The sequence below is a fragment of the Stenotrophomonas sp. STEN031 genome (assembly GCF_056759975.1).
Genome location: NZ_JBRREA010000035.1, coordinates 37,182 through 43,326 on the forward strand (window position 1 = coordinate 37,182; position 6,145 = coordinate 43,326).

Here is a 6,145-nt window from a genome sequence, read left to right on the forward strand (position 1 = left end):
ACCTGTCCCTGTTTCCACACGAGGACGGGACATGACTTCCCTGAAACTGCTGTTGCGCTTCGCCATTGTCGGCGGGCTGGTGTTGTTGCTGCTGATTCCCCTGCTGCTGATCCGCAGCACCATCAATGAGCGTGAGCGTTACCGCGACGAGGCGGTCGAACGAGTATCGCAGAGCTGGGCTGGCGAGCAGTCGCTGATCGGCCCGGTGCGGGTGCTGCCGTGGACCCAGCAGCGCGAAGTCGAGATTCCGGCCGAGGGCAACAATCCGCGCAGGACTGAAATGCGCGTCGAGAGCGGCTACGACCTGCAGATGCCGACGCGCTTGAATGTGCAGGGCACTATGCGCACCGACGAGCGCACCGTCGGCCTGTTCAAGGTGCCGGTCTACAACTGGCAGGCCAAACTGCAGGCCGAGTTCGCCGAAAGCAGCTATGTGGCGGTGCCGGGGCGCAGCTACGGCCGTCCCTATCTGGCCTTGGGCGTGTCCGATGTGCGCGGTCTGGTAGGCACGCCGAACCTGCGCGTCGACGGCCGTGCGATCCAGTTGCAGCCCGGCGCTGGCGTATTGGAAGGAACCTCCAAGGGCCTGCATGCGCCGCTGTCGGTATTGCCGGATTCAATGCAGGGCGTGCTGCGCGAGGGTGGCAAGGTCGAGCTGGAGTTCGTGCTGGGCGGCACGCGTTCGCTGGCGGTTGCGCCGGTCGGCGATGACACCCGCGTCTCGCTGTCGTCAACCTGGCAGCACCCGCTGTTCGGTGGCAGCTTCCTGCCCAACGAGCGCAGCATCGATACCAGTGGCTTCAAGGCAGAGTGGGCGGTGTCTTCGCTGGCCTCGGCGGCGCAGTCGCAGCTGGTCAGGGCGATACGTAGCGACGGCGGCAGCGTGGAGTCATTGAACGTGGCTTTGGTGGACCCGGTGGATACCTATACGCAGGTGGACCGGGCCAGCAAGTACGGCATCCTGTTCGTGCTGCTGACCTTCGTTGGTTTCGCGCTGTTCGAGCTGATCAAGCAGTTGAAGATCCATCCGCTGCAGTACCTGCTGGTTGGCCTGGCATTGGCGATCTTCTTCCTGTTGCTGCTGAGCCTGTCCGAGCAGATTGCGTTCTGGCAGGCCTATCTGATCGCGGCGGCGGCGTGTATCGGCCTGCAAGGCTTCTATCTGAGCGGAGTGCTGCACAGCTGGAAGCGTGGTGTCGGTTTCGCGACGATGCTGACGATGTTGTACGGCGTGCTGTACGTGCTGCTGGTTTCGGAGAACAACGCGTTGCTGATGGGGTCGCTGCTGTTGTTCGGCATCCTCGCCGCGATCATGTGGATCACCCGCAAGGTCGATTGGTACGAGCTGAGCAATCGTGCGGTGAGCAAGCAGGCCTGATCTGGCAGTTGCGATGACGGGGCGGGGTGGCGTTGGCCATCCCGCCTCTTTCGCAGGGAGGAATGACATGAATCGTGCATTGATCCATCGCCGTGCGAAGCGCTTGTTACCGGCAGGTATCGAGACCTGCGGCTTGTTGCACTTCGGCTTGGCGCCGGGGCAGGTGGAGCGGGCGTTGCTTGGCAGTATGTTTGCTGGTGGGCAGGCGCAGGGGATGGTAGCGCTGCGCTTGTCGTTGTCGACGGCGTTGGCGATCCGGCGCAAGGGGCTGCGGTACTTCGAGTCAGGGGATTGGGTGTATTCGGCGTTTGCGGCGGAGGGGGCTTCGTTTGCTGCCGAGGTGTTGCCATCCGGTCATGGGGCTGGCTATTCGGCGGTGGCATTGGATGGACGGGCATGGTTTGTGGTGCTGCCTGTGGAGCGTTTGGTGGTATATGGGTGGTGGGAGTGAGTGGAGTGGTTGCTTGGTGGGTTGCGTGATATTGCGGTTCTCCGATTTTCAGCAGAAATCCATGGGCGTGCAGTCGAAAAGCGCGGTATTCGAAGCGCATCCCCGCGAAGGCGGGCCGAAGACATGCACCGAGCTGCATGACACTCCCTTCTCCCGCTTGCGGGGAAGGTGCCCGGAGGGCGGATGGGGGGCTTTGGATTTTGCTGTTGCTCTCTTTTTATGAAAGGCCTAGGCGACAGCAACAGCGTTCACTCCCCTGCGGGGAGCGAGTTACTTCTCTTTGCTTGTGCAAAGAGAAGATAACCAAGAGAAACACACCCTGCCTCCGCGCCCACGCCGCTGCGCGACGCGGGTCCACTCCGCTGGCAGGATTTTTCGACGATACATCCTTGTACCGTCGAAGAACGACGTGCGTCCTGCACGTCGCCCCGTGCGGGGTCTTGGCTGCCAGCTCCGTCGCTGCGGAAGGGGCCCGGTACGTCAAAAGCTGAGAGCAAGAGCGGTAGCAACCGCAACCGCAACCGCAACCGCCACCAAAACCAAAACCGGAGCCGGAGAGGCGACTTGAGCTGGCGGTCACCGCCGCGGCCCCTTTGGCGGATAAGACTCCTCAGTTGCCTACTGCGGCGGCCAAAGACGCGATAAATGCAATTGCAGCTTGAAGCCCCTCTCCCCTCGCGGGAGAGGGGTTGGGGAGAGGGGCGTCACGACGAATAAGCTGAAGAGGCTCGTCTTCCCACCGTTAGCTCTAGAATTCGCCCATGCACTCAACTCCCATCATCACCAGCCTGCGTGGCCAGCAACTGCTGCCCTATCTTGACGACATCGCGCGGCTGCGTATCCAGGTGTTCAATGATTGGCCCTATCTCTACCAGGGCAGCCTCGACTACGAGCGTGACTACCTCGCGGCCTACGCGGCGACGCCGGATGCGGTGTGCGTAATTGGACGCTCCGGCGACGCGGTGGTGGGGGCGTCGACCGGATTGCCACTGCTCGATGATGGTCCGGCTTTCCGCAAGCCGTTCGAGCAGGCGGGTATCGATCCTGCTGGGGTCTTCTATTTCGGCGAATCCGTGCTGCTGCCTGCGTATCGCGGCCAGGGTGTGGGTCATGCGTTCTTCGATGCACGCGAGGCGCATGCGCGTGCGCTGGACCGCTTCACGCTGACCGCGTTCTGTGCAGTGGATCGGGCCGACGACGACCCGCGTCGGCCGCCCGGGCATCGCGACAATGCAATGTTCTGGCACAAGCGCGGTTACCAGCGTCAGCCGGGCATGACCATGCAGTTGCAGTGGGAGGAGGCAGGGCAGGGCAGCGTCATGCATCCTCTGACATTCTGGACCCGCAACCTGGAGCCCGTCGCATGAGGATCGCCGTTTCTCGTTATCCGGTGGGCTCGCCCGCCAGCTTTGAAGAATTCGCGGCGCGCCAGGCGCTGGTGCTGGGTGAGGCGGCCGCCGCCGGTGCGCGTATCGCGGTATTGCCGGAATACCTGTCGCTGGAACTGGCGGCGAGTTTTGGTCGCCCGATCTTCAGCGACCTGTGCGCTTCGCTGGTTGCCATCCAGCAGTACCGCCAGCGCTGGCTGGAACTGTTTTCCGGCCTGGCGCGGGAACTGGACATGCACGTGGTGGCCGGAAGTTTCCTGCTTGATGGCGGCAATGGTCGGTTCCGCAACCGTTGCGACTGGCTGACACCGCAAGGCCTGCACCTGTGGCAGGACAAGCTGCAGCTGACCGGTTTCGAGAAGAACACGGGCATCATCGATCCAGGCGATGCACTGAAAGTCTTCGAGATTGACGGCATTCGCATCGGCGTGGCCATCTGTTACGACAGCGAATTTCCGTTGCCGGTACGGCGCCAGTACGAGGCGGGGGCGCGTTTGTTGATCGTACCCAGCTGTACCGATACTGCCGCCGGTGCGATGCGTGTGCGCATCGGTTGCCTGGCCCGTGCGCTTGAAAATCGCATGTTCGTGGCGCAGTCGGTTACTGCCGGGCTGGCCGAATGGAGTCCAGCGTTGGATACAAATACCGGCGAGGCCGCGATCTATGCACCTATGGATGTGGGGTTCCCGTCAGATGGCGTGCTGGCACAGACTGATGGGCAACAGCTTTGGGCTTATGCCGATCTCGACTTTGCCGCCTTCGAGGCCAGCCGCAAGCGTGCCCAGGTGGCCAATGACCGTGATTGGCAAAGCCAGCTGCAGCCTGCGCTGGCGCATGCGGTGGTCACCTGCGTGGACTGAATCGCGACGGCTATCGGCAAACCATGACCATTGGCCGACTCGATGCGGCCAACGGCTGGCTAGACTCGGTGGTTTGTTGTCATTGGGCCTAAGGCCGGGGGAAGCATGATCAAGCGGGGTTTGTTGGCGTTGTGCATGGGCTTGGCGGTGGGCGCTACGGCGCACGCGGCCGAACAGGTGGATCTGGACATGGTCAGCAAGATCCGTCAGGAGGCCTTCCATCGTTCGCAGGTGATGGATACCTTCAGCCACCTGACCGAAACCATCGGCCCGCGCCTGACCAATTCGCCAGCCATGATCCAGGCCAATAGCTGGAGCCGTGGCAAGTTCAACGAATGGGGCCTGGTCAATGTGCATGACGAGGCCTTCGAGGACTTTGGCCGTGGTTGGGAGTTCACCTCGGCCAGCGTCGAGATGCTGGGCCAGCGCGTGCAGCCGCTGCATGCCCTGCCCAAGGCGTGGACCCCGGGCACCAACGGTCCGGTGGAAGGTGAGCTGATCCAGGTCGACATCAAGAAGCTGGCGGATCTGGAAAAGTACAAGGGCAAGCTGCGCGGCAAGATCCTGTTGCTGGGCGATGCGCGTGAGTACAAGCGTGGCACGGAGTCTGATTCGCATCGCCACGATGCCACCTCGCTGGAAGGCCTGCAGGCCTTCACCATTCCCAAGACGGCCGAGGAAGACCGTGCCAAGCGGGTGAAGGAGTACAACGAGCGCCAGGAGCTGGGCAAGGCGGTCAATGCGTTCTTCGTCGAGGAAGGTGCGCTGGCGGCGATCAGCATCAGTGGCTGGGACAACGGCATCATCCGCGTGGCCGGTGGTGGTTCGCGCAAGGCCGGCGAGTCGGTGGGCATCCCCGAGCTGGCGATGATCGCCGAGCATTTCAATCCGCTGGTGCGTGCGCTGAAGGACAAGCAGAGCGTCAAGCTGCGGGTGGATGTGCAGGCGCGCTTCACCGATGACAGCAACCAGCCAGGCCACAACACCCTGGCCGAGATCCGTGGCAGCAGCAAGGCCGATGAGATCGTGATGCTGGGCGCGCACATGGATTCCTGGCACACCGGCACTGGCGCGGCCGACAATGCCGCCGGCGTGGCGGTGATGATGGAGGCGATGCGCATCCTCAAGGCGGTGGGTGCCAAGCCGAAGCGGACCATCCGGGTGGCCTTGTGGAGCGGTGAGGAGCAGGGCCTGATTGGTTCGCAGGCGTATGTGGCGCAGCACTTCGCGCGTTATCCGGAGCCGACCGATGCGGCGCAGAAGGCGCTGCCAGCGTCGCTGCGCGAGCCGACCGGGGCGCTGCAGAAGCTGCGTGATTACGACAAGTTCCAGGTCTACTTCAACATGGACAATGGTTCGGGTCGGTTCCGCGGTATCTATGCGCAGGAAAACATGGCGGCGATGCCGATCTTCGAGGCGTGGTTGAAGCCGTTCAACGATGTGGGTGCAACCACGGTGGTGTCGCGCAATACCGGCAGCACGGATCACATCAGTTATGACCGGGTAGGTCTGCCGGGCTTCCAGTTCGTGCAGGACCGTCTGGACTATTTCAGCAATGTGCACCACAGCCATCTGGATACCTGGGATCACGCCGAGGCGGAGGATCTGAAGCAGGCGGCGGCGATTGTGGCGTCGTTTGTTTACAACGCTGCGATGCGCGAGGAGCGTTTCCCGCGCAAGCCGTTGCTTGAGAAGTGAGTTAGCTGAGATTGCTTGAAGGAAGGGCCGCATTGCGGCCCTTCTGCTTTTGGGGCAAGGCAAGAAGTGCATGAAGACTCCCTTCTCCCGCCTGCGGGGGAATAAAGGGCCTGCCCCCGCGAAGGCGGGGGGGCCCGAAGGGCGGATGGGGGGAGCTTTGGCTTTGGCTTCGGTTGTTGCGCTAAGCAATAGCAAGATCAAGATCAAGATCAAGAGCTTTCACTCCCCTGCGGGGAGCGAGTTACTTTTCTTTGCTTGTGCAAAGAAAAGATAACCAAAAGAAACACACCCTGCCTCCGCGCCCACACCGCTATGCGGCGCGGGTCCACTCCGCTGGCAGGTTTTTTCGACGAGACATCCCTGTCTCGTC

At 62.3% G+C, this 6,145-nt stretch carries 5 protein-coding genes; all 5 read left to right on the forward strand.

The features are described 5' to 3' along the window. Nucleotides 1–31 precede the first annotated feature (31 nt). The 5 genes from creD to ACVOLQ_RS15390 all read left to right on the forward strand — a co-directional run bounded on the left by creD (nucleotide 32) and on the right by ACVOLQ_RS15390 (nucleotide 5,775). Nucleotides 32–1,378: a cell envelope integrity protein CreD gene (creD, locus tag ACVOLQ_RS15370; protein ID WP_313169222.1), complete on the forward strand. Its 1,347-nt coding sequence runs from the start codon at nucleotides 32–34 to the stop codon at nucleotides 1,376–1,378. A gap of 67 nt (nucleotides 1,379–1,445) precedes the next feature. Continuing rightward, nucleotides 1,446–1,829: a hypothetical protein gene (locus ACVOLQ_RS15375; RefSeq protein WP_313169223.1), complete on the forward strand. Its 384-nt coding sequence runs from the start codon at nucleotides 1,446–1,448 to the stop codon at nucleotides 1,827–1,829. A gap of 761 nt (nucleotides 1,830–2,590) precedes the next feature. After that, on the forward strand, nucleotides 2,591–3,196 hold the full coding sequence (locus tag ACVOLQ_RS15380) for a GNAT family N-acetyltransferase (RefSeq protein ID WP_481528524.1): 606 nt from the start codon (nucleotides 2,591–2,593) through the stop codon (nucleotides 3,194–3,196). Next, nucleotides 3,193–4,077 carry a carbon-nitrogen hydrolase family protein gene (locus tag ACVOLQ_RS15385; protein ID WP_481528525.1) on the forward strand — a complete coding sequence of 295 codons (885 nt, stop codon included), beginning with the start codon at nucleotides 3,193–3,195 and terminating at the stop codon, nucleotides 4,075–4,077. Before ACVOLQ_RS15380 ends, ACVOLQ_RS15385 begins: the two co-directional genes overlap by 4 nt. Nucleotides 4,078–4,182: 105 nt before the next feature. Then, the gene (locus ACVOLQ_RS15390) at nucleotides 4,183–5,775 is read left to right on the forward strand and encodes a M20/M25/M40 family metallo-hydrolase (RefSeq protein ID WP_313169229.1); all 1,593 of its coding nucleotides are present in this window, start codon (nucleotides 4,183–4,185) and stop codon (nucleotides 5,773–5,775) included. Nucleotides 5,776–6,145 lie beyond the last annotated feature (370 nt).

Coding starts and splice junctions, on each gene's coding strand:
- creD (WP_313169222.1), top strand. CDS start 32: ATGACTTCCCTGAAACTGCTGTTGCGCTTCGCCATTGTCGGCGGGCTG.
- ACVOLQ_RS15375 (WP_313169223.1), top strand. CDS start 1,446: ATGAATCGTGCATTGATCCATCGCCGTGCGAAGCGCTTGTTACCGGCA.
- ACVOLQ_RS15380 (WP_481528524.1), top strand. CDS start 2,591: ATGCACTCAACTCCCATCATCACCAGCCTGCGTGGCCAGCAACTGCTG.
- ACVOLQ_RS15385 (WP_481528525.1), top strand. CDS start 3,193: ATGAGGATCGCCGTTTCTCGTTATCCGGTGGGCTCGCCCGCCAGCTTT.
- ACVOLQ_RS15390 (WP_313169229.1), top strand. CDS start 4,183: ATGATCAAGCGGGGTTTGTTGGCGTTGTGCATGGGCTTGGCGGTGGGC.